The organism is Microbispora sp. NPDC046973, from assembly GCF_040644495.1.
Classification (GTDB): Bacteria; Actinomycetota; Actinomycetes; order Streptosporangiales; family Streptosporangiaceae; genus Microbispora.
This window is the reverse complement of record NZ_JBEYWQ010000013.1, coordinates 1-22,518: the sequence shown is the minus strand read 5'-3', so window position 1 is coordinate 22,518 and position 22,518 is coordinate 1. Positions and strand designations below refer to the sequence as shown.

At 72.6% G+C, this 22,518-nt stretch carries 16 protein-coding genes; 6 read left to right on the top strand and 10 right to left on the bottom strand.

The window, feature by feature from the left end:
- Nucleotides 1-59: 59 nt before the first annotated feature.
- The 3 genes from ABZ860_RS23400 to ABZ860_RS23390 form a co-directional block, all read right to left on the bottom strand.
- Nucleotides 60-1,658 carry a carboxyl transferase domain-containing protein gene (locus ABZ860_RS23400; RefSeq protein WP_357223613.1) on the bottom strand — a complete coding sequence of 533 codons (1,599 nt, stop codon included), beginning with the start codon at nt 1,656-1,658 and terminating at the stop codon, nt 60-62.
- Nucleotides 1,659-1,788: 130 nt separating this feature from the next.
- On the bottom strand, nt 1,789-3,558 hold the full coding sequence (locus ABZ860_RS23395; RefSeq protein ID WP_357223610.1) for a protein kinase: 1,770 nt from the start codon (nt 3,556-3,558) through the stop codon (nt 1,789-1,791).
- A 51-nt stretch (nt 3,559-3,609) separates the two neighbouring features.
- The gene (locus ABZ860_RS23390) at nt 3,610-4,950 is read right to left on the bottom strand and encodes an FAD-linked oxidase C-terminal domain-containing protein (RefSeq protein WP_357223607.1); all 1,341 of its coding nucleotides are present in this window, start codon (nt 4,948-4,950) and stop codon (nt 3,610-3,612) included.
- 197 nt (nt 4,951-5,147) lie between these two features.
- Between ABZ860_RS23390 and ABZ860_RS23385 the strand changes: the two genes are divergently transcribed.
- Together ABZ860_RS23385 and ABZ860_RS23380 are read left to right on the top strand one after the other, a co-directional pair.
- Nucleotides 5,148-7,904: an immune inhibitor A domain-containing protein gene (locus tag ABZ860_RS23385; RefSeq protein WP_357223604.1), complete on the top strand. Its 2,757-nt coding sequence runs from the start codon at nt 5,148-5,150 to the stop codon at nt 7,902-7,904.
- A gap of 129 nt (nt 7,905-8,033) precedes the next feature.
- Entirely contained in the window at nt 8,034-8,963 is a 930-nt protein-coding gene (locus tag ABZ860_RS23380; protein ID WP_357223602.1) for a YegS/Rv2252/BmrU family lipid kinase, read from the top strand.
- 3 nt (nt 8,964-8,966) lie between these two features.
- Here the strand turns inward: ABZ860_RS23380 and ABZ860_RS23375 are convergent, their stop codons facing one another.
- From ABZ860_RS23375 to ABZ860_RS23360, 4 genes are all read right to left on the bottom strand, one after another.
- Nucleotides 8,967-9,881 (bottom strand): SWIM zinc finger family protein, encoded by a 915-nt coding sequence (locus tag ABZ860_RS23375; RefSeq protein WP_357223599.1) that lies wholly within the window; start codon nt 9,879-9,881, stop codon nt 8,967-8,969.
- Nucleotides 9,882-13,109, bottom strand: coding sequence for a DEAD/DEAH box helicase (locus tag ABZ860_RS23370; protein ID WP_357223596.1), 3,228 nt, complete (start codon nt 13,107-13,109; stop codon nt 9,882-9,884). It lies immediately after the preceding gene.
- Nucleotides 13,110-13,471: 362 nt separating this feature from the next.
- Nucleotides 13,472-14,032 carry a cysteine hydrolase gene (locus tag ABZ860_RS23365; protein WP_357223593.1) on the bottom strand — a complete coding sequence of 187 codons (561 nt, stop codon included), beginning with the start codon at nt 14,030-14,032 and terminating at the stop codon, nt 13,472-13,474.
- Between the two features lie 173 nt (nt 14,033-14,205).
- Nucleotides 14,206-14,856, bottom strand: coding sequence for a TetR/AcrR family transcriptional regulator (locus ABZ860_RS23360; protein WP_357223592.1), 651 nt, complete (start codon nt 14,854-14,856; stop codon nt 14,206-14,208).
- 82 nt (nt 14,857-14,938) lie between these two features.
- On the opposite strand from ABZ860_RS23360, the gene ABZ860_RS23355 reads away from it, so the two are divergent.
- Nucleotides 14,939-16,090, top strand: a complete 1,152-nt coding sequence (locus ABZ860_RS23355; protein ID WP_357223589.1) for an FAD-dependent monooxygenase — start codon at nt 14,939-14,941, stop codon at nt 16,088-16,090.
- Between the two features lie 142 nt (nt 16,091-16,232).
- Here the strand turns inward: ABZ860_RS23355 and ABZ860_RS23350 are convergent, their stop codons facing one another.
- From ABZ860_RS23350 to ABZ860_RS23340, 3 genes are read right to left on the bottom strand one after another with little or no spacing between them, the layout of a single operon-like run.
- Nucleotides 16,233-16,970: an FAD:protein FMN transferase gene (locus ABZ860_RS23350; RefSeq protein WP_357223586.1), complete on the bottom strand. Its 738-nt coding sequence runs from the start codon at nt 16,968-16,970 to the stop codon at nt 16,233-16,235.
- Nucleotides 16,967-17,551, bottom strand: coding sequence for an FMN-binding protein (locus ABZ860_RS23345; RefSeq protein ID WP_357223584.1), 585 nt, complete (start codon nt 17,549-17,551; stop codon nt 16,967-16,969). Before ABZ860_RS23345 ends, ABZ860_RS23350 begins: the two co-directional genes overlap by 4 nt.
- 20 nt (nt 17,552-17,571) lie before the next feature.
- Entirely contained in the window at nt 17,572-18,945 is a 1,374-nt protein-coding gene (locus ABZ860_RS23340) for a ferredoxin reductase family protein (protein ID WP_357223582.1), read from the bottom strand.
- A gap of 149 nt (nt 18,946-19,094) precedes the next feature.
- Here ABZ860_RS23340 and ABZ860_RS23335 point away from each other — a divergent pair, with 149 nt between their 5' ends.
- The 3 genes from ABZ860_RS23335 to ABZ860_RS23325 all read left to right on the top strand — a co-directional run.
- Complete coding sequence (locus ABZ860_RS23335; RefSeq protein WP_357223579.1) at nt 19,095-19,823, top strand: response regulator transcription factor; 729 nt, start codon at nt 19,095-19,097, stop codon at nt 19,821-19,823.
- Between the two features lie 118 nt (nt 19,824-19,941).
- Entirely contained in the window at nt 19,942-21,414 is a 1,473-nt protein-coding gene (locus ABZ860_RS23330) for a HAMP domain-containing sensor histidine kinase (RefSeq protein ID WP_357223576.1), read from the top strand.
- Nucleotides 21,415-21,474: 60 nt separating this feature from the next.
- The coding region (locus tag ABZ860_RS23325) for a serine/threonine-protein kinase (protein ID WP_357223573.1) at nt 21,475-22,518 on the top strand (1,044 nt) is incomplete at its 3' end.

The window sequence follows — 22,518 nt, the reverse complement described above, 5'->3', positions numbered from 1 at the left end:
CTCACCCCCGTCGATCTGCATGGACACGCTGCCGAGTACGGCGCCGATGAGCATGCCGGTCACATCCGGAAGACGCCGTAGCCGGCCCGGCCGGCGTCCGGCGCTCCCGCCACCGCCGACAGGCACAGCCCGAGCACCGTACGGGTGTCGCGGGGGTCGATGACCCCGTCGTCGTACAGGCGGCCGGACAGGAAGAACGCCGCCGACTCCGACTCGATCTGCGCCTCGACCGCCGCGCGCATCGCCGCGTCGGCCTCCTCGTCGTAGACCTGCCCCCGCGCCTCGGCCGCCGCCCGGCCCACGATCGACAGGACGCCCGCGAGCTGGGCGGGCCCCATGACGGCCGACTTCGCGCTCGGCCAGCTGAACAGGAAGCGGGGGTCGTAGGCCCGCCCGCACATGCCGTAGTTGCCCGCGCCGTAGGAGGCGCCCATGACGATCGTGATGTGCGGCACGGTCGAGTTGGCCACCGCGTTGATCATCAGCGCGCCGTGCTTGACGATGCCGCTCTGCTCGTACTCCCTGCCGACCATGTACCCCGTGGTGTTCTGCAGGAAGACCAGTGGCGTACGCGACTGGTTCGCGAGCTGGATGAACTGGGCGGCCTTCTGCGACTCCGCGCCGAACAGCACGCCGCTGGCGTTGGCGAGGACCCCGACCGGGTGGCCGTGGACGCTCGCCCACCCGGTGACCAGGCTCGGCCCGTAGAGCGGCTTGAACTCGTCGAAGTCGCTGCCGTCCACCACCCGGGCCAGGACTTCGCGGGGGTCGAAGGGGACCTTCAGATCCTCCGGCACGATCCCCAGCAGCTCGTCCTCGTCGTACAGCGGAGCCGCGTGGCCGGAGGAGGGAACGTTCCGGGCCTTGCGCCAGTTGAGCCGCCGCACGATGCGGCGGCCGATCCGCAGCGCGTCGTGCTCGTCGGCGGCGAGGTGGTCGGCCAGCCCGGAGGCCCGCGCGTGCATCTCCGCGCCGCCCAGCGACTCGTCGTCGGACTCCTCGCCGGTGGCCATCTTCACCAGGGGCGGGCCGCCGAGGAACACCTTGGCCCGCTCCCGCACCATGACGACGTGGTCGCTCAGGCCCGGCACGTACGCGCCGCCCGCGGTGGCGTTGCCGAAGACCAGCGCGATCGTCGGGACGCCCTCGGCCGACAGCCGGGTCAGGTCGCGGAAGACCTGGCCGCCGGGGATGAAGATGTCCTTCTGGGACGGCAGGTCCGCGCCGCCCGACTCCACCAGGTTCACGTACGGCATGCGGTTGCGCAGCGCGATCTCGGCGGCGCGCAGCGTCTTGCGCAGCGTCCAGGGGTTGGACGCTCCGCCGCGCACGGTCGGGTCGCTGGCCGTGACGACGCACTCGACGCCCTCGATCACCCCGATGCCGGTCACGACGCTCGCGCCGACGGGATACTCGGTGCCCCAGGCCGCCAGCGGGGACAGCTCCAGGAACGGCGAGTCGGGGTCGACGAGCAGTTCGATCCGCTCGCGGGGGAGCAGCTTGCCGCGCTCCCGGTGCCGTTCGACGTACTTGGGCCCACCTCCGGCGACGGCCTTGGCGTGCTCGGCCTCGAGCTCGGCGAGCTTCGCCAGCATGGCCTCGCGCCGCGTGCCGTACTCGCCGCTGGAGGTGTCCAGCCGGCTCACGAGCACCGTCATGGCACCACCGAACCGAGTTCTGTCACGTGATGATCCTCCGTGGTGAGCCGCCGTCACGTCAACGAGCCGGGTCCGGCCCCGTTCGAATCAGCTCCGGCACCTTTTCGAATCAGCCCCGGTGCTTTCCCTATCAGCCACAGTGTGACCATGCGCTGCTCCAGGCGGCGGTGCCGTAGCCGCCGCCCCAGATGACGCACTTGCCCTTGGCCGGCAGCCGGATCGGCCCGGCGTAGGTTGTGTAGCTGCCGGAGTCGGTCTTCGACGAGCCGTTCTGGACCTTGAGCACCGCGCTCATCTTGATCTTTCCGGGCACGACGTACTTCGCCATGGTGATCACGCAGTTGTAGCCGTTGGACGTGTTGTAGAGCAGGTACGTCGTCGCCTGCCCGTAGGAGTGCGAGTCGACGACGGCGTAGCCGCTGCCGCACACGCCCTTGGCGGTGTACGGGTTGGGCTTGGGCGCCGCGGTCTGCGTCGGGGTGGCCTTCGCCGTCGCGCTGGGCTTGGGCGCCGCCGTGGTCTTCGCCGGCGCCGGGGTGGTCTTCGCGGGCGCCGGGGTGGTCTGCGCCGGCGTGGTGACCTTGGGACTGGGCTTGACCTGGATCGGGACCGAGTGGGAGGGCGACGGGTGCGCCTGGCGGGTGCGCGCGGGGGAGGCGGCCGGCTTCGCGCCCACGCTCGGCCGGTGTGCCGAGGGACGCGGCGAGGGCTTCTTGTCTTTCGGCCGCACGGGGGTGGTGGCCAGGTCGGACGGCTGCGGGATGGGCACCTCGTCGTCCTGGGACTGCGTCACCGTGGGCGACGCGGTGGGCGACGCGGTGGGGCCGAGGGCGTCCTCCGAGGAGATCTGCTGGGCGGACACCCACGTCGGCACGAGGAAGGCCGCCGCCGCGAGGACCGACACCCCGATCCCGGCCGCCGTCCACGTCAGCACCGGCCGCCGGGGCCTGGTCCCGTCGGGGCCGGGCCCGCGCCGTACTGGCGGTGCGGGCGGCGTGGGCGCTCCGGCGCCCTGCGGCCCGTGCGGTCCCGGTGCGGGCGTCTGTGGTCCATGCGGCCCTGGCGCCTGCGGTGCGGCTGCGGGCCGTACGGGCATGGTGGGCTGCCCGGTGAGCCGCGCGACCACGTCCTCGGCGGAGGGACGCAGCGCGGGGTCCTTCGACAGGCACGCGGCGACGATGTCCCGAAGGGGCGCCGCGAGGTCGCCCAGGTCGGGCTGCGCGTGCAGGATCCGGGTGATCACCGAGGGGATCGAGTCCGCTCCGAAGGCGGGCCTGCCGGTGGCGGCGAACACCATCGTGACGCCCCACGCGAACATGTCGGCGGACGCGCCCGCCGTGCCGCCGGAGAGCACCTCGGGAGCAAGGTAGGCGGGCGTGCCGATGGACGCGCCGGTCGCGGTGGACTGGGGCGAGTCGGGCGCCCTGGCCACCCCGAAGTCGATGACGACCGGGCCCTCGGGGCCCATCAGGACGTTGGCCGGCTTGAAGTCGCGATGGGTGATGCCCGCCCGGTGGATGGCGGCCAGCGCCGTCGCCGTGCTGATGGCGAGCCGCTCGAGCGCGGCGCCCCGGCGCGGCCCCTCCCGGTCGACGAGCTGCCGCAGCGACGGCCCGGACACGAACTCGCTGACGATGAACGGCTGGTTGCCGGCGAGGTCGGCGTACAGGACGGGGGCCGTGCAGAAGGGCGCGACCCGCTGCGCCAGCGCGACCTCGCGCAGGAACCGCTCCCGCGCCTCGGGATCGGCCGTCAGCCGGGTGTGCAGCAACTTGACCGCGACCTGCTCGCCCGCCGGTCCGCGGCCGAGGAAGACGACCCCCTGGCCGCCCTCCCCGAGCCGGTCGACGAGCGTGAACGGGCCCAGGCGCTCGGGATCCCCAGCCTCTAACGCCACCATCGCCCCCGATTACCCCTACAACCTGACAATGGGACCAAACGCTACCAGTGGTCAGATCGCCTTACCGGGGTTGAGGATGTTCAGCGGGTCGAACACCTGCTTGATGCCCTGGTGCAGCTCGGCGGCCACCGGGCCGGTCTCCAGGCCGAGCCAGCGCTTCTTCAGCAGGCCCACGCCGTGCTCGCCGGTGAGCGTCCCGCCGAGGTCGAGCGCGGCGCGGAAGACCTCGTCGGCCGCGGTCCACACCTCCTCCGGCGGCTCGGCGAGGCCGCGGTCGAACACGAACACCGGGTGCACGTTGCCGTCCCCCGCGTGGGCGACCGTCGCGATCATCACGCCGTGCCGGGCCGCGACCTCCTCGATCGTGGTGATCATCTCGGGCAGCACCGAGCGGGGCACGCACACGTCCTCCACCAGGCACTGGCCCAGCCGCTCCTTGGCCTGGTAGGCCAGGCGCCTGATGCCGATGAGCTCGGCGGCCTCCTCCGGTGTGGAGGAGACCGCGACGAACGACGCCGCGCCGCACAGCGCGGCCATCTCGTCCGCCGAGCCCTCCGCCTGGGCGATGAGCATCGCCTTGGTGGACGGCTCCAGCCCGATGTTCTTCCAGTCGTCGATGGCCTTCAGGGTCGTGCGGTCCATGAGTTCGAGCATCGACGGCTGACAGCCCGCGGCGACGATCGCCGACACGGCCGCCGCGGCGTCGCGCAGCGAGGTGAACTCGGCGGCGACCGTGGCCATCTCGCGCGGCGCCCGCCGCAGCCGCACCGTCGCGGCCGTGATCACGCCGAGCGTGCCCTCCGAGCCGACGAACAGGCCGGTCAGGTCGTAGCCGGTCACGCCCTTCATCGTCCGGCGGCCGGTGTTCAGCACCCGCCCGTCGGCCAGCACGACCTCGAGCCCGAGCGTGGAGTCGCGGGTCACGCCGTACTTCACGCACCGCAGGCCCCCCGCGTTGGTCGCCAGGTTGCCGCCGATGGTCGAGATCTCGTACGACGAGGGGTCGGGGGCGTACATCAGGCCGTGCTCGCGGGCCGCCCGGTCGAGGTCGGCGGTGATGACGCCGGGCTCCACGACCGCGATCTCGTCCTGCGGCGACAGCTCGCGGATCGCGGTCATCCGCGCGAGGGACAGCACGACGCAGCCGTCGACGGCCGTCGCCCCGCCGGCGAGCCCGGTGCCCGCGCCGCGCGGGACCACCGGCACGCGGTGCTCGCTCGCCCAGCGCATCGTGGCCACGACGTCGTCGCGCGACTGCGCGAGCACCACGCCGAGGGCCCTGCCCGGCGGCACGAACGTGCGGTCTCTGGCGTACGAGTCGACGACGTCAGGGTCGGTGAGGACTCGCCCGTCCGGCAGCGCCGCGGCGAGCGCACAGGTCAGCTCGTTCACGTTTGGACTTTACGGCACAGTTCGGTATCGGGTGCGATCCGGAATTATTAACGGTTTTCGGCACAGATCACATTTTGACAACCATGCCGGTTGCCTCTTTACCCGCCCTTTACCCCCTCGTTTAAGGTCCCGCATGCGCGCTCATCCCGGCGCGCCGTGCATGGGTGTCCGGGGAACCCGGACGGGAAGGGATCTCGTTGTCCAAGAGAATCCGGCGTCTCGCCGCGATCGTGCCCGCGCTCGGGCTGGCGGCAGGAGGTCTGGCGGCGGCCGGTGCGGCTGCGGCGCCCACGGCGGGCTACCAGCCCTCCGCCAAGGACCACTACATCAACTACGCGCCGCCGCGCGTGCAGGGCGACTTCACCACGACCGAGGAGAAGGTCCCGGCCAAGGGCGCCAAGCGCACCGCGGCCCTGGCGCAGGCCGTCGACCACAAGTTCGCGAGCGGCAACCCGGTCGCGGCACGTGTGCTGGCCAAGAACGAGAAGCAGGCGATCAGGACCGGGAAGAACCCCTTCGACTTCATCTACAAGAAGGCGAAGACGACCCGGACCGCCAAGCTCCTCACGCTGCTGGTCGAGTTCAACGACCAGGCCAACGACGACTTCTCCGGCTGGTCGCACCCGAAGACGATCGACGACGTCGACGACTGCGTGACCGAGCCGCCGGGCACCAAGCTGAACGGCCCGCTGCACAACAAGATCCCCAACCCCGCGACCGCCGGCGGTGGGGGCAAGGACAACAACTCCATGTGGGTGGCCGACTTCAACACCGCCCACTACAACAACATGCTCTACACCTCCAAGGGGATCACGACCCGGGTCCGCCCGGACCTGACCGACCCCCGGGACGGCAAGAAGGGCATCGACATCTCCGGCTCCACCATGAAGAACATGTACGAGGAGATGTCGAAGGGCGCCTACACCGTCACCGGTGAGGCCGTCGGCTGGATCAAGGTCCCGCACTCCGAGGCGTGGTACGGCGCGGGCAAGTGCCACACCTACCCGCAGGACATGACCGGCCACCCGGACAACCCGCGCGGCGCCGCCCAGCTGGCGGTCGACGCGGTCGACTCGCTCGTGAAGTCGAACCCGAACTTCCCGTGGGCGGACTACGACGTGGAGGACACCTCCGACGCCGACGGCGACGGCAACTACGACGAGCCCGACGGCGTCGTCGACCACCTCGTGCTGATCCACGCCGGCGAGGACAAGTCGGGCGGCGGCGGCGCCGAGGGCACGATGGCCCTGTGGGCCCACTCCAGCGACGTGGCCGGCGGCTACACGGTCCCGGGCACGAGCGTGAAGATCTCCAACTACATCCTCCAGCCCGAGGACGCCGGGGTGGGCGTGTTCGCCCACGAGTACGGCCACGACCTCGGCCTGCCGGACCTGTACGACACCACAGGCGAGGGCGACTCCGACGTCGACTTCTGGGACCTGATGTCGAGCGGCTCGCACTCCGGGCCGATCTTCCAGTCCCTGCCCACGCACATGGGCCTGTGGGACAAGTGGGTGCTCGGCTGGGCCAACCCGAAGGTCATCGAGCCGGGCGGCAGGGACCAGCTCGTGGCGGTCGGCCAGACCTCGCGTACGCCGAAGGGCACCGAGGACGGCGTCCGGATCAACCTGCCGGACAAGCTGAACATCATGTCCACCCCGCACAGCGGGTCGAACCTGTGGTGGTCCAACAGCGACCAGGACTGGGCCGACAACAAGCTGAGCAGGACCGTCGACGTTCCGGCCGGGCCTGACGCGAAGTTCTGGTGGTGGAGCGACTGGGGCATCGAGGCCGACTGGGACTACGGCTTCTTCGAGATCTCCGCCGACGGCGGCGCCACCTGGACCGAGCAGAAGATCTACAACGAGGACGGCAGCCTCGCCAGCACCGGCGACGACTACACCGACCCCAACGGCCGCCTGAAGGACTACGGCAACAAGAAGTACGGCCTCACCGGTGAGAGCGGCGGCTGGCACCACCTGTACGTCGACCTCGCGCCGTTCGCGGGCAAGTCCGTCCAGATCCGCCTGCGCTACGCCACCGACGCGGCGTCCGTGCAGCGCGGCTGGTTCAACGACGACTTCTCGCTGAACAACGGCGCCACCGCGGTCTGGACCGACGACGTCGAGGGCGGCGCCAACGGGTGGACGGCCACCAAGGGCACGTTCACCGACACCAGCGGCGCCGGCTGGGTCATCCACTCCGGTCAGGAGCAGGCCGCGCAGTACTACCTGGCCGAGTGGCGCAACTTCGACGGGTTCGACAAGGGCCTGCAGTACGCCTACGACTCGACCTGGCTGCGCGACGGCGCGTGGAAGGTCGAGAAGGTCAAGTACAACGCACCGGGCCTGCTCGTCTGGTACCGCGACACCTCCGTGGCCAACAACGACGTCTCGGGCCGCACGTTCGACCTGCCGTCGGTGGGCCCGAAGGGCGAGCTGCTCATCGTGGACTCGCACTTCGAGCCGCTGCGCCGTACGGGTGAGGCGGCCGCGCACGACCCGAGCGTGCTGAAGAACCTGCAGTCCCGTCCGCAGTCGTCCAACGCGGCGTTCAACTTCGTCGGCACCTACCCGTTCAAGGAGTGCGTCGAGGGCGAGCCGTTCACCGAGTACTGCACCTCGTTCGGCAAGCAGGCCGCGGTGAAGACGTTCACGGACGCCAAGGGTTGGTACCCCGGCCTGGAGATTCACGACGACGGCAGCCTCTACTACCGCCAGCGTGACTCCTCGGCGGTCGTCCCGTCCAAGGACAACCAGCCGTACTCGACCAGGATCGTCCACGCGGACGGCACCCCGGCGACGGAGCTGTACGGCACCGACATCGGCGGCGCGATCCTCGGCACCGGCAACCCCGGCGACGAGGGCAAGCAGCTCGGCGTGCAGATCAAGCTGATCAGCCCGCTGCCGGCCAACATGGGTGCGATCGTCCAGATCACCCCCGCCAAGAAGTAACCGCCGCCGGCTCGTAGAGCAGGTGGTCCCCGTGCCCGGCCGCCGTCCGCTCCGGACGGCGGCCGGGCACAGGCATGCGCGGCCTGCGCGGAATGCGCGCCCGCGCCGTGCGGCCCCTAGCATGTGAGCGTGCGGAGCAAGGCGGATCACACGGCGGCCATCCACCGGGAGCGGAGGGCCGCCGTCGTCGTGAACACCAAGTCCCGGCGAGGCCGCCGCCACTACGCCGAGGTACTGCGGCTGCTGAAGGAGCGGGACTTCCGGCTCACCGGCGTCCACCCCGTGACCGACCCCTCGCGGCTGCGCGACATCCTGACTCGCGCGCTCGACTCCGGCCCCGACCTGCTCGTCGTCGGCGGCGGCGACGGCACGCTGAGCAGCTCGGTCAGGCACGTGGCGGGCCGCGACGTCGCCCTCGGCGTGCTGCCGCTCGGCACCACCAACAACTTCGCCCGCAGCCTCGGCCTGCCGCTCGACCTGGCCGGGGCGGTCGGCGTGTTCACCAAGGGCAAGGTGGCCGACATCGACCTCGGCATCTGCGGCGACCGGCCCTTCGCCAACCTCGCGAGCTTCGGCGTCTCGGTCGAGGTGGCGGGCACCGTCAAGCCGTGGCTCAAGCGGATGCTCGGCCGGGCGGCCTACCCGCTGACCGCGATCACGATCCTGCCGAGGCACCGGCCGTTCCGCGCCTACATCACGGTGGACGGCAAGCGCCACGAGCTGCTGACCCACCAGCTCAACATCGCCAACGGCCGCTTCCACGGCGGCTGGCAGATCGCCAGGGACGTCAGCATCGACAACCGCAAGCTGGTGGCCTACCAGCTCGGCTCCGGCAAGCGGCTGCGCCTGCTCGGGGAGACCCTCGTGCGGGCGACCACCGGCAAGTGGACCAGCCTCGCGGGCGGGCCGTTCGTGACCGGCCAGGAGATGCTGCTGGAGACCGACCCGCCGATGGCGGCCGACATCGACGGCGAGGTGCGGCTGCGCACCCCGCTCGTGCTCAGGACCATCCCGAACGGCGTCCGGGTGATGGTCCCGCAGAGCTTCGAGGACACCTGATCCCTACTCGGCCTCCTCGTTCTCCTCTGCCGCGAGGGTCCGGTACGCGGGCCGCAGCAGATCGAGGAGCGGGATGTGCCTGGCCTTGACCTGCGGCGGGTCCAGCGCGCGCAGCAGCAGGTCGGGAGGCGCCCCGGGGCCGGCCGGCGGGCCGAGGCGGGCCGGTGAGGCGCCGGACTCGTAGAAGTCGCCGATCCGCTCGGCGAACGGGACGTCGGCCACGTCGAGAAGCCCGGGTATGCCGTCGGGCCCACCCTGCACGAGGCCACCCTGCACGAGGCCACCCTGCACGAGGCCACCCTGCACGAGGCCGGCGTGAACACCGCCGCCGGTGGCGCGGAGCGCGTCGAGCAGCGCCTCCCTGCCCATGCCGCGCCAGGCCAGCACCAGGAACGGATCATCGTCGAACGCCTCGGCCAGCAGGTACAGCACGGCCGACAGGTGCTTGCACGGGAAGCCCCAGTCGGGGCAGGAGCAGGTCATGTCCAGGCCGCGCTCATCGGGGAACAGCGGCAGCCCGCACCCGGAGAAGACGTCCTCGATCTCCGGCGGCATCTCGCCGGCGAGCAGCTTGGCCCGGTGGAGGGCCTGCGCGGCCAGCGCCCCGACCAGCCCCGCCCATTCGTCCGCGCCGTAGGCCGTGATCCGCACGCTCACGTCGTACGGATCCGGGCGCGAGCCCTGCACCCGGGCCTTCACCAGGCCGGGACCGAGGTCGAGGTCGAGCACCTGGCCCCGCCGCGCGTACGCACGGCCCCGGCTCAGCCTGCCCGCGTCGCAGACGCGCTCCAGGATGTCGATGAACCGCCGCGACCACCATTGCTCGCCGATCGACCCCCGCTGCGAGCGGGCCTTGATGCCGCCCTCGACCCTGATGGGCCGCGCGGCCTCGAACCAGCCGTCCCGCCCGACCGGCATTCAGCTCACCGCCTCGGGGGACAGGCGGAACAGCTCGCGCAGCTCCGCCGTGGACAGCCCGGCGATCCAGTCCTCGCCCGTCCCGACGACGCTTTCGGCCAGGGCCTTCTTGCGCTCGATCATCTCGTCGATCCGCTCCTCCAGGGTCCCCGCGCAGATGAACTTCCTGACCTGCACGTTGCGGGTCTGGCCGATCCGGAACGCCCGGTCGGTCGCCTGGTTCTCCACGGCCGGGTTCCACCACCGGTCCACGTGCACGACGTGGTTGGCGGCGGTGAGGTTGAGACCGGTGCCTGCGGCCTTGAGCGACAGCAGGAAGATCATGGGCTCGTCCTCGGTCTGGAACCGCTCGACCAGCGCGTCGCGCGTCTTCTTCGGCAGCCCGCCGTGCAGCCACAGGACCGAGCGGTCGAGACGCGCCGCCAGGTAGGGCTGCAGCATCGAGCCGAACTCGGCGTACTGGGTGAAGACCAGCGCCTTGTCGCCCTCGCTGAGGATCTCCTCGGCCAGCTCCTCCAGCCGGGCCAGCTTCCCCGACCGGCCGGCCAGCCGGGAGCCGTCCTTGAGCAGGTGGGCGGGGTGGTTGCAGACCTGCTTGAGCCTGGTCATCGCGGCCAGGACGTTCCCGCGCCGCTCGATGCCCTCGCTGCCGGCGATCCTGTCCATCATGTCCTCGACCACGGCCTGGTAGAGGCTCGCCTGCTCAGGGGTGAGCGTGCACCAGACCTTCATCTCCATCTTGTCCGGCAGGTCGGAGATGATCGCCTTGTCGGTCTTGAGGCGCCGGAGCACGAACGGGCCGGTGGCCCGCTTGAGCGCGGTTGTGGCCGTCTCGTCGCCCCGCCGTTCGATCGGCTCCTGGTAGCGGTCGCGGAAGGCCCTCGCCGATCCGAGCAGGCCGGGGTTGCAGAACTCCATGATCGACCACAGTTCGGCCAGGTGGTTCTCCACCGGGGTGCCGGTCAGCGCCAGCCTCGTCCCCGCCGGGAGCGAGCGCACCGCCTGGGCCTGCCGGGCGGCGGCGTTCTTGATGGCCTGGGCCTCGTCGCAGACGACCCGGGCCCAGGTGAACCGGGCCAGGGCGTCGCGGTCGCGCAACGCCGTGCCGTACGTCGTGAGGACGAGGTCGGCCGCGCCGACCCGCTCGGCCAGTTCCCCGTCGCGCAGGCGGCCCGTGCCGTGATGGAGGTAGACGTCCAGTGACGGCGCGAAGCGGGCGGCCTCCTTCTGCCAGTTGCTGAGCAGCGACATCGGGCACACCAGCAGTGTCGCCCCGACCCGCTCGCCCGACTCGCGCTCTTTCATGAGGAGTGAAAGCGTCTGGGCCGTTTTGCCCAAGCCCATGTCGTCCGCGAGGATGCCGCCGAGTCCGATCCGGGACATGAAGCTGAGCCAGGCGAGGCCGCGTTCCTGGTAGGGCCGCAGCGTGCCGTGGAAGGCGGCCGGGGTCGCGACGGGTTCGAGACGGCGGTCGGCCTCGCCCGACAACAGGTCGCCGAGCAGGCCGTCGGCGTCCACCTCCACGAGCGGAAGCTCGTCGTCCCCGCCGTGGACCACCTCCTGGATGACCTCGCCGATCGTCATCTGACCGGAGCCGCGGCGCTCCACCGCCTTCAGCGCGGCCCCGAGCTGCCGGGCGTCCAGCTCGACCCACTGCCCGCGCAGCCGGACCAGCGGCACCTTGAGCCGGGCCAGCTCGGCCAGCTCCGCCTCGCTGATCGTCTCGTCGCCGACGGCCAGTTCGGCCCGGAAGTCCACGATCTGCGCCAGCCCGAACCCCTGGTCGGCGGCGGCGCCGGGTCCGGAGCGGGACCGTGTGGTGAGCTTCAGGCCGAGCCGGGTGCGGCCCGCCCACGCGGGTAGCTGCACGCCGAAACCGGCCGACTGCAGGAGGGGCGCGGCGTGCCTGAGGAAGTGGAAGGCTCCCTCCACGTCGAGGCCGACATGCGCCGGCCGGGCCTCTCGGAGCGCGTCGTCGATCCTCGGGTAGAGACGGGCCGCCCGGCCGAGTCCGGCGAGCAGCGCCTCGTCCGGCCGTCCGGGCAGGCCGGGCATGCTCTCGCCCGCCCAGACGAGGGGAGCGGGCACGTAGAGGCTCGGGTCCTCGGCCGACTGAAGGGCGAACTCCACCCGCCACGCCCCTGCGTCCGCTTCGGCTGCGGCGTCCCCCCGGGCTGCGGCGTCCGCGTGCGTCGCAGTGTCCGAGGGGATCGGCGGCCCCGCCTGGGCCGCGGCGTCGGCTGCCATCCCGGGGCTCGCGGTCGCCTCGTGGGCCGGCTGCTCCTGGGCCAGGAGGGGCTCGACGAGGCGGAAGCACACCTTGACCGGGCCGTCGAGCTGGTGGGCCGCCCTGAACCAGTCCTCCAGCGGCCTGGCCAGCGCCTCCGCCTCCTCCCGGCGTGCGCCGGGAAGGGCCGCCGTGTCCCCGGTGAGCGCCACCGTCCACCGGTCGGCCAGGGGACTGCGCGCCCCGGGACGGTGTCCGCCGAGCAGCCGCTCCGGCAGCGCCTGCCGTACGGCGGCGTCGGCCAGGTCCGCCAGCGCCTCGATCAGCACGTGGGCGGACGGCCGCTCCTGCCCCACCGCCCGGCAGACCGGCGGCATGGCGGCGGCGAGCTCGCGGACGCGGTCGGCGTGCGCGCCGGTCAGCACCGGCCGCCAGCGCGCCGCGTAGCCGCCGTCCTCGGCGACGAGCTGGGGTAGCACCCGGCCGCGCCGCACCAGGTCACGGGCGTGGGCGGCGACGACCGCGAGGTAGCGCAGGGACGGCCCGGCGGCGGGAGGCGGCTCGAACGCCCCTGTCAGCAGCCGCAGCGCGGGCCCCGGCTCGACCAGCAGCGCGGGCACCCGCCACGGGCTGATCCTCGGGCGGCGCGCGGTGATCCGCAGGCCGGTCTCCGGCGAGGGAAGGGGACTGGTCGCCGAACTCGGCAGCAGCAGCACCGCCTCGCCGGACACGGCCTTGCCCGCCGCCTCGGCCGCGGCGTCGCCCCAGCGCGGCAGCTCGGCGGCGAGGGTGCTCGCCGGGGCGGCGAAGGGGTGGGCACGGGCCCCGTCCCGCGAGGCCACCCTGTCCCGTGACGTGGTTCGGTCCTGCGGTGCGGTGAAGGCGTCCGGGGCAGCCCTGTCCCGCGCCCGGGCCGGGGAGGGGTGCGGCTGCGTGCCGTCGGTCTCCTCCGCCCAGAGCACGAGTTTTCCGCCGTTCCAGGCGACATGGATCACGAGCACGCCGTTTCCTTCACCCTGAGTGCGAGCCGCCTACCGTCGCCGGCCGCGTGAATCACGAACATGCCGTCTCCCTCTGCCAATTCGGAACGCTAGCAGCGGAAACGGGGCTCCCGATCCGCTCCCGTCGGCACCTGTGGACGACGCTCCGCGCTCGGCTGGCCGGAGCGGGACGGCCTCGACGCGACGCGGCCCCGCTCGGGCAGGGGGGTGTGCTCCGTGAAGCCGACCATTGTCGCCGGCCGTCGCCGGCGATCGTCACGGCATCATCGCGTCCTGCTCGGAGTCATCCCGTCGGGCGGCGCGACGTACAGCGGGAACAGCCGGGCGGCGAACCGGCGCACGCGGCCGGCGGCTCGGCCGGGTCACAGACGGGCGATCCACTCCTGGCCTGTAAGGACGTCGGCACCCCTGGCCGGGAAGACGCGGTTGATCAGGAAGTCGTGCACGTCCGGTTCCCCGTCGGCGCAGGCGTCGCTGAGCACGGTCACGTGGTAGTCGCGGTCGGAGGCGTCGTAGAGGGTGGCGGCAATCATCGCTCCGGTGGCGACACCGGTCAGCACGATCGAGTCGATGTGCTGCGCGCGCAGGAGCCGATCGAGGTCGCTCGCCGCGAAGGCGCTGGCCCGGCGCTTGAGAACGACGGCCTCATCCGGCAACGGCTTGATACGCGGGTGCACGAGCGTCTCGGGGGAATCTTCGTGAAACAGCGTCCCCGCCCTGTGCAGGCCGCTGATCAACTGGTTTCCCGCTGCCACATCAAGGCCTGAGGCCCGCAGCCCGAAACGGATGAAGATCACCGGGATCCCGGCGGCTCTGGCCGCAGAAACAACCTTTTCCACAACGGGCAGCACGGCGGCGGCGAAGGGGTAGTTGTCCACGATGCCCGCCTGCAGGTCGCCGACGATGAGCGCGGTAGTGGTCATGCGGTTTCCTTGTCTATGCGGCGTCTATGCGGCGTCTATGCGGCGTCTATGCGGCGCGCCGACGGCCATCCTTCCACTGCCCCAGGCCGCGACCCTACCGCCGCAGGGCGCTTGCAGGTCCGGTCGCCCAGAGCGCCGGCGTCCCCTACCGGAGGCTCGTCGTCACCCGGGCGTCACTCGGTGGGCGGGAGCCGTACGGCGGTGTAGCGGCGCAGGTCCTCCTCGTCGAGCGGGGTTCCGGGGAGGGGTGACCCCGTGTCGGCGCGCAGGCCGTCGAGCATGATCTCCACCACGCGTCCCATGGCCTGCTCGTTGTGCATGCCCGGCGGCGTGTACACGTTCAGGGTCATCAGCAGGGCGACGTCGCCCGGGCCGATGTCGGCGCGCAGCGCGCCGTCCGCCTGCGCCTGTTCGATCATCCGCAGGACGCCGGCGATCACCCGCTGCCGCATCTCGTGCAGATCGGGGCCGATGCGCAACCGCTGGTGCAGGTGCGGGTGGAGCTTCGCCGGCAGCACGCCCAGCCGCAGGGCGACCGAGCCGCGCAGGAACCGGCACAACGCGTGCCAGGCGTCCGGCTCCTCGCGCCAGGCCGCCTCCGCCAGGTCCACGAGACGGCGCAGGCTCTCCTCGCCGACCGCCCTGAGCAGCGCGTCCCGGTCGGGGAAGCGGCGGTAGAGCGTGCCGACGCCCACGCCGGCGCGGCGGGCGACCTCCTCCAGCGGCACGTCGACGCCCTGCTCCAGAAACAGCTCCTGGGCCGCGGCGACGATCAGGTCCCGGTTGCGGCGCGCGTCGGCGCGCAGCCCCTTCTCCACTGCCACCTCACGACCATCTGGACGATTTTCCTCCGCTTAGGATACCGTCGCTTATGCGGAGGAAATTCTTCCGGTTAGGGGGTACGTCATGAGCACAGCCCTGATCTCGGGGGCCGGGATCGCGGGGCCGACGCTGGCCTACTGGCTGGCGGAGCACGGATTCCAGGTCACGGTGGTGGAACGCGGGGGACAGCTCCGGTCCAGCGGCAACCCGGTGGACGTCAGAGGGCCGGCCGTCCCGGTCGCGGAACGGATGGGCGTCATGCCCCGGCTGCGCGGGGCCGCCACCGGCACGACGGGGGTCAGCTTCGTCGACGCGGCGGGCAGGCGGGTCGGCCGGATGGACATGCGTGCCGTGCAGCGGCCGGGCGAGGTCGAGGTGCCGCGCGGCGACCTCGCGTCGATCCTCTACGAGGCGAGCCGCGACCGCGCCGAGTTCCTCTTCGACGACTCCATCACAGCGCTCGGCCAGGACGAGCACGGGGTGGACGTCACCTTCGAGCGCGCCGCCCCCCGCCGCTTCGATCTGGTGATCGGGGCCGACGGCCTGCACTCGGTGACGCGGCGCCTCACGTTCGGCCGGGAGGAGGGGACGCCGCGGAGCGGGCTCGTGCGTCACATGGGCCTGTACGTCGCGACGATGCCGCTCGGCGACGGGGCGGCCGGGGCCGGTCGCGACATCCTCATGCACAACACGCCCGGCAAGGCGATCGCCGTCAACCCCAGGCCCGCGGGGGCGTTCTTCCTCTACCGGAGCCCGGAGGAGCCCGGCTTCGACCACCGCGACACCGAGCAGCACAAGCGGATGCTGATCGACGCCTTCGCGGACGTGTCCTGGCGGGCGCCGGAACTGCTCGACCACGTACGCGCCGCCGGCGACCTCTACTTCGACTCCGTCAGCCAGGTGCGCCTGCCCCGCTGGTGGAAGGGCCGCGTGGCGCTCCTCGGCGACGCCGCCTCCTGCGTGTCGCTGTTCGGGGACGGTTCCACCCTGGCACTGGCGGGGGCGTTCACCCTCGCCGAGGCACTGGCCGCCCACCCCGGCGATCCCGGCGCGGCCTTCCGCGCGTACGAGGCCGCGCACCGGCGCCTGGTCGACCCCAAGCAGCGCAACGTCGCGCAGGCGTCGGCGCTCCTGGCCCCCGCGACGCGGGGCGGCATCCTCGCCAGGAACCTGGCCACCCGCCTGTGGCCCGCCGTCGCCGCCGCCACGCGGCTCAAGCACGCGCTCGCGTCATGAAGGCGTGGTGAGGCGACGGGCTCCGCCGGCCACGCCGATCGCCGCCACCGGCGGCGTCCTGCGCGTCGTCTTCTCAGTCGTCTGCTCAGCCGTGCTCAGCCTCTGCTCGGTCGTGCCCTCAGTCGTGTTCTCAGCCGTGTTCTCAGAGGCCGGACGTCCGCCAGGTGGCGCCGGTGGCGGTGACGGCGAAGGCCTCGTAGCCGTCCAGCTCCTCCACCCACTCCCGCGCGGCGCCGCCCATGGCGAAGGCGCCGGTGGCGTACGCGTCGGCGAGGGCGAGGTCCGGCCCGATCACCGTCACCGAGGCCAGCTCGGTGGCGGGCCGGCCGGTGTGGGGGTCGATGACGTGCGCCCCGCGCTCCGCGGTGCCCGAGGTGGCGACGGCGAGGTCGCCGCCCGACACCACGGCGGCCAGGTCTCCCGGGCGGAGCGGGTGGGCGACGCCGACCCGCCAGGGACGGCCGGGACCCGCCGCGCCGGACAGCCGCACGTCCCCGCCGCCGTTCACGCAGTGGTCCGGCGCGCCCGCCTCGCGCAGCATGGCGGAGGCCCGTTCGACCGCCCATCCCTTGATGATGGCCGACGGGTCGAGCCGGCCCCCGGGGTAGGCGGTGAAGTATCCGCGGGACCGGTCGCTCACCGATTCGCACATGCGGAGGATGCCGGCCACCTCCGGCGGGCAGTCGGCCAGCGTGATCTCGCCCCGGCCCAGCCGGCTGACCGGGCTGTCCGGCTTGTAGGTCGAGAAGACCTCGTCGACGTAATGCAGCCATGCCACCGCCTCCGCGACGTACGGCCCGGCCTCGTCGTGGCGTCCGCCGGAGTGGCGAACGTCGAAGGAGAAGACGGTGCCCATCACGTGCTCGACGTGGCGGGTCACAGCCCGGCCTTGTCGAGCGCGCTCTGCAGGGAGCGCATGTACCCGTCGCTGGTGTAGGTGGCGCCGGAGACCGTGTCGATCTGGGCGGACTGCGCCGACAGCGCCTCCTCGTTCAGGATCGGCAGCGCCTCGTTGTTGATCTCGAGGTCGCGGCGGTTGTTGGCGGGGGCCACCGGCACCTTGATCCCGGCCAGCTTCCCACCGGAGATCACGATCTGCACCTGCACGGGGCCCCAGCGGGTGTCGGCGGAGTCGCCGGTGACGGTCTTCTCGCCGCTGGTGGCGCCCGCGGTGGCGCCCTGCCCGGTCCACGCCGATCCGGAGCCTGAGGAGTCCGGGGAGCCCTCGCCGAAGCGGTCTCCGTCGCCGTCCCTGCCGCCGGGCTCGTCGTGGTCGTGGCCGAAGAATCCGTCGGCCGGTCCCTGCTCGCCGCCCTGGACGCGGTCGCCGTCGCCGGAGTCCCCGCCCTGGGTGACGGCGGCCGGACGCTCGGCCGGCGAGGTCACCTCGTGCGGTTTGAAGGACAGCAGCAGCACGAGACCGACGGCGGTCGCGAGCACGGCCAGAATGGCTCTGCGCATGGAACTCCTATCAAGGACGATCAGAATTCGAACGATTCGCGGTGGATGCGGCGCTTCGGCACCCCGGCGGCCCGCAGGGCGGCGGTGACGGCGCTCGTCATCTCGGCCGGCCCGCAGACGTACGCCTCGTGACCGCTCAGATCGGGCACCAGCCCGGCGAGCGTCGCGGGCGTGAACGGGTCGCCGATCACGGCCCGGGGGCCGACGCAGTAGTGCAGGGTCGCGCCACGCGCCATGGCGATCTCCTCGAGCTCGGCGCGGAACACCAGGTCCCGTTCGCCGCGCGCGCGGTAGAGGAGGGTCAGGTCGCCGGGGGCGGCCGGCACCGACTCGAACAGCGCGCGCAGCGGCGTGATGCCGACGCCGCCCGCGACGAGGAGCACCTTGCGCGCCCGGCGCCCGCTCGCGGTGAACGCGCCGTACGGCCCCTCGGCGAGCACCCGGGTGCCGGGCCGCAGGCCGGCGAGAGAGCGGCTCTGGTCGCCCAGGTCCTTCACCGTGATCCGCATCTCGCTCGCGCCGGGCGGGGCGGACAGCGAGTACGGGTTGGGAGACCACCACAGGTCCCTGGTCAGGAACCGCCAGCGGAAGAACTGGCCGGGCTCGGCCCGCAGCCGGTCCAGGCGCCGCCCGGTCACGTACACGGAGACGACACCCGGAGCCTCCGGCACCACGCGGGAGACCCTCAGGCGGTGCCGTACGGCCAGCCGCACGGGGGTGAGGAAGCGGCACCACACGATCAGCGCCGCGACGCCCCAGTAGAGGACGTACCAGGAGGTGCGGGCGACCGGGGCCACGGCGAACTCCGCGCCCGTGGCGAGCTGGTGCCCGAAGGCCAGCCACGCGGCCAGATAGGTGTAGAAGTGCAGGTGGAACCAGGTCTCGTAGCGCAGTTTCGGGCGGATCCTGCGGGCGGAGACGACGCCGACGCCCACCAGGAGCAGCAGCGCGACGGTGGCCTTCAGCACGTCGGGATAGGTGAGGTTGAGCGTCGCCGTCTCGCTCACCACGTCGGTGCGGTCGGTCAGCGCGTAGCCCCAGATGATCAGCAGCATGTGTGCCACCGCCAGGCCGACGACGTAGCGGCCACCCATCGAGTGCCACCGGGCGAGCCGGTCGGAGCCGACGCCGCGCTCCAGCGCGGGGACCCGGGCCATCAGCGCCAGCAGCACGGCGATCGCGTATCCGGCGAGCAGCCCGGTGATGCGCCCCGCGTTCGTCAGCCAGTCGCCGAGGCCCGCGACGCCGGGCGTGTTCGCCCACCACATGCCGATGACCGCGGCCACGCCCGCGGCGATGAGCGCCAGGACGGCCTCGGGCCGGGCGCGCACGCCGCGTCGCGGTGGATGCGCATGCTCGGTCGTCACCGCCGTTCCCGGGAATGTCGTGGTCACGGATGTCTCCTCGTCGTCATCACGCGACCCACCGTGCCAACCGAACCTCTTGGTTTCCTATGAACCGGGGCATTTGGGGAGCATTCATAGGATTCTCTGAGGCGGCTCACAGGGGAGGCCCGGTGAGCGGGGAGGACCCTGGAACCATCATGCGTAAGACTTCGAACGGCCGGCTCGGCCTGGTCCGCCCCGACGGAAACCCCGTACGCGTCCTCGTGGTCGACGACGAACCGGACCTCGTCGAGGTCCTCGCCGCGGTGCTGAAGTACGAGGGATGGGAGGTGCGCACGGCGGGCGACGGGACGTCGGCCGTCGAGGAGGCGCGGGAGTTCCAGCCCGACGCGGTGCTGCTGGACGTGATGTTGCCGGACTTCGACGGGCTGGAGGTGCTGCGCCGCTTGCGCGCCGAGGCCCCGGACGTGTGCGTGCTGTTCCTGACCGCGCGCGACTCGGTGGAGGACCGCATCGCGGGCATCACGGCGGGCGGGGACGACTACGTGACCAAGCCGTTCAGCCTCGAGGAGGTGCTCGCCCGGCTGCGCGGGCTGCTGCGCCGCGCCGGCATGGCGCGCAGCGCCGAGGGCGACCGGCTGGTGGTGGGCGACCTGGTGATGGACGAGGACGGCCGCGAGGTGACCCGGGACGGGGACCTGGTCGAGCTCACGCCGACCGAGTTCGAGCTGCTGCGCTTCCTCATGCGCAACCCGCGGCGTGTGCTGAGCAAGGCGCAGATCCTCGACCGCGTCTGGTCGTACGACTTCGGCGGGCAGGCGCACGTGGTCGAGCTGTACATCAGCTACCTGCGCAAGAAGATCGACGCAGGCCGCAGGCCGCTGATCCACACGGTGCGGGGCGTGGGATACGTCCTGCGGCCGTGAGCGCGCCGCCGTGACCGGCTCACCGCGCACGGCCGCGCCGCGCCGGACGACCACGACAGCGCCGGGCCAGACAGCGCCGGGCCAGACAGCGCCGGGCGCGCGCCGCCTCCTTCGCCTGATGCCGACGACGCTGCGGGCCCGCCTCGTGATGGGCACGCTGGTGCTGCTCGTGCTCGCCTGCGCGGCGGCCGGGGCGGCCTCGTCCCTCCTGCTCGAACGGTTCATGGTCGAACGGCTGGACCAGCAGCTGTCCATGACGGCCGGGCGGTTCGCGGCGAGCCTGGCCCACGAGGAACGCGAGGAGCGCGAGCACGGGTATCCGCGCGATCCGTACGGCGGGCGCGGAGACTCGCGCGGGCAGGCGCCCGGCACCCTGGGCGTGCTCGTGCAGGGCGGCCAGGTGGGGGCGCCCGCCGTGGTGGGGCGGGCCGACCCGGTGCTGTCGGCGGCGGACCGGAAGGCGCTGGCCGCCGTCCCGGCCGACGGGCTCGGGCACACGGTGGAGCTGTCGTCGGGAGGCCTCGGCGACTACCGGGTGATGGGCGCCGGCGGCCCCGGCGGGGAGCTGCTCGTCACCGGCCTGCCGCTGAAAGACGTGCGGGCCACCGTCCAGCGCCTGCAGATCGCCGAGATCGGGGTGTTCGCCGTCGTCGTGCTCGTGACCGGGATCGCCGGGGCCGTCTGGGTGCGGCTGTCGCTGCGCCCGCTGGACCGCGTCGCGGCCACGGCCCGGCGCGTGGCCCGACTGCCGCTCGCCGACGGGGAGGTGGCGCTGCCCGAAGGGGTGCCAGACGAGGACCCCCGCACCGAGATCGGCCAGGTGGGGGAGGCGTTCAACCGCATGCTCGGCCACGTGGGGCGCGCCCTCGCCCACCGCCACGCGAGCGAGCAGCGGATGCGCACCTTCGCCGCCGACGCCGGCCACGAGCTGCGCACCCCGCTCGCCACCGTCCGCGCCCATGTGCAGCTCGCCCGGCGCGACGAGGAGGCCGTCCCCGGCGCCGTACGGCACGCCCTGGAGCGAATCGACGCCGAGTCGGCCCGCATGGGCACGCTCGTGGACGACCTGCTGCTGCTCACCCGGCTCGACGCGGGCCGCCCGCTGGCGCGCGAGGAGGCCGACCTGACCCGCCTGGCCATCGACGCCACCGGCGACGCCCGCGCCTACGGGCCCGACCACCGCTGGAGACTCGACCTGCCCGAGGAGCCGGTCACCGTGCCCGGGGACCCCGACCGGCTCCACCAGGTGGTGGCCAACCTGCTGGGCAACGCCCGCGCGCACACCCCGTCCGGCACGACGGTGACCGTGGCCCTGCGTGTGCCCGGCCCGGACACGGTGGAGCTGACCGTCACCGACGACGGACCCGGCATCCCCGAGGACCTGCAGGGCGAGATCTTCGAGCGGTTCGTCCGCGCCGACAAGGCCCGCACCCGGGCCTCGGGCGGCAGCGGGCTGGGGCTCGCCATCGTCAAGGCGGTCGTGGCCGCCCACGGCGGCGCCGTCGACGTCGAGAGCCGTCCCGGCCGTACGGCGTTCCGCGTCGTGCTGCCCGCCGGCCCTGCGGCGTCGGATGAGGCGCTCTGCGATTGATCCTGACCGGCGGTGATCACTTCCGGTAGTGTCGCCCCGTCCGATACGGGGAGGGGGGACATGGCGGGCTTACGGGCGCTTCGTACCGACGATCCGCGGCAGGTGGGCCTCTACCGGCTGGTCGGCCTGCTCGGTGAGGGCGGCCAGGGGACCGTCTACCAGGGCCTGACCCCGAGCGGCGAGCCCGTGGCGGTGAAACTGCTGCACGCGCGCTTCGCCGGAGACGACAGGGCGCGGGCGCGGTTCGCGGCCGAACTGGATCACGCGCGCAGGGTGGCGGCCTTCTGCACGGCGCGGGTGCTGGACGCCGACGTGGCGGGGGATCGTCCCTACATCGTGTCGGAGTTCGTCGCGGGGCCGTCGCTGGGCGAGGTGATCGCCTCGGGCGGGCCGGTGACGGGCGGTGCGCTGGAGCGGCTGGCGATCGCGACGGTGACCGCGCTGGCGGCGATCCACGAGGCCGGGGTGGTGCACCGCGACTTCAAGCCGGGCAACGTCATCATGGGAACGGACGGGCCGCGGGTGATCGATTTCGGGATCGCGCGGGCGCTGGACGCCACCGGCACCGTGTCCAGCGCGGTCGTGGGCACCCCCGCCTACATGGCGCCCGAGCAGATCGCCGGGCAGGCGGTCGGTCCCGCCGCCGACGTCTTCGCCTGGGCCTGCACGATCGCCTACACGGCGAACGGGGCCACCCCCTTCGGGCAGGACTCCATCCCCGCGGTCATGCACCGGATCCTGCACGCCGACCCCGACCTGGGCCCCCTCGACGGTGCACTGGCCGGCCCGTTGCGTGAGATCGTCACCACCTGCCTGGCCAAAGACCCCGCCCGCCGCCCCACCGCCCGGGAGATCCTGCTGCGCCTCCTCGGCGCCGGCGCCGGCTACCCCGCCGACACCCTGCTCGCGGAAGGCGCCCGCGCCGCCGCCCATCCCGCCGCCGATCCCGGTCCTGGAGCCGCCCCACCGCGGTACGACGGGCGGCGGCCCTCCGACGCACCGCCGCCGCGCACGCCGCCGAGGTCACCCGTACGTCGCGGGCGTGGAGAAGGGAACTCATCGGGCCACCACCCTGCGGTCGAGCAGCTCGGACAGCCAGTCGCC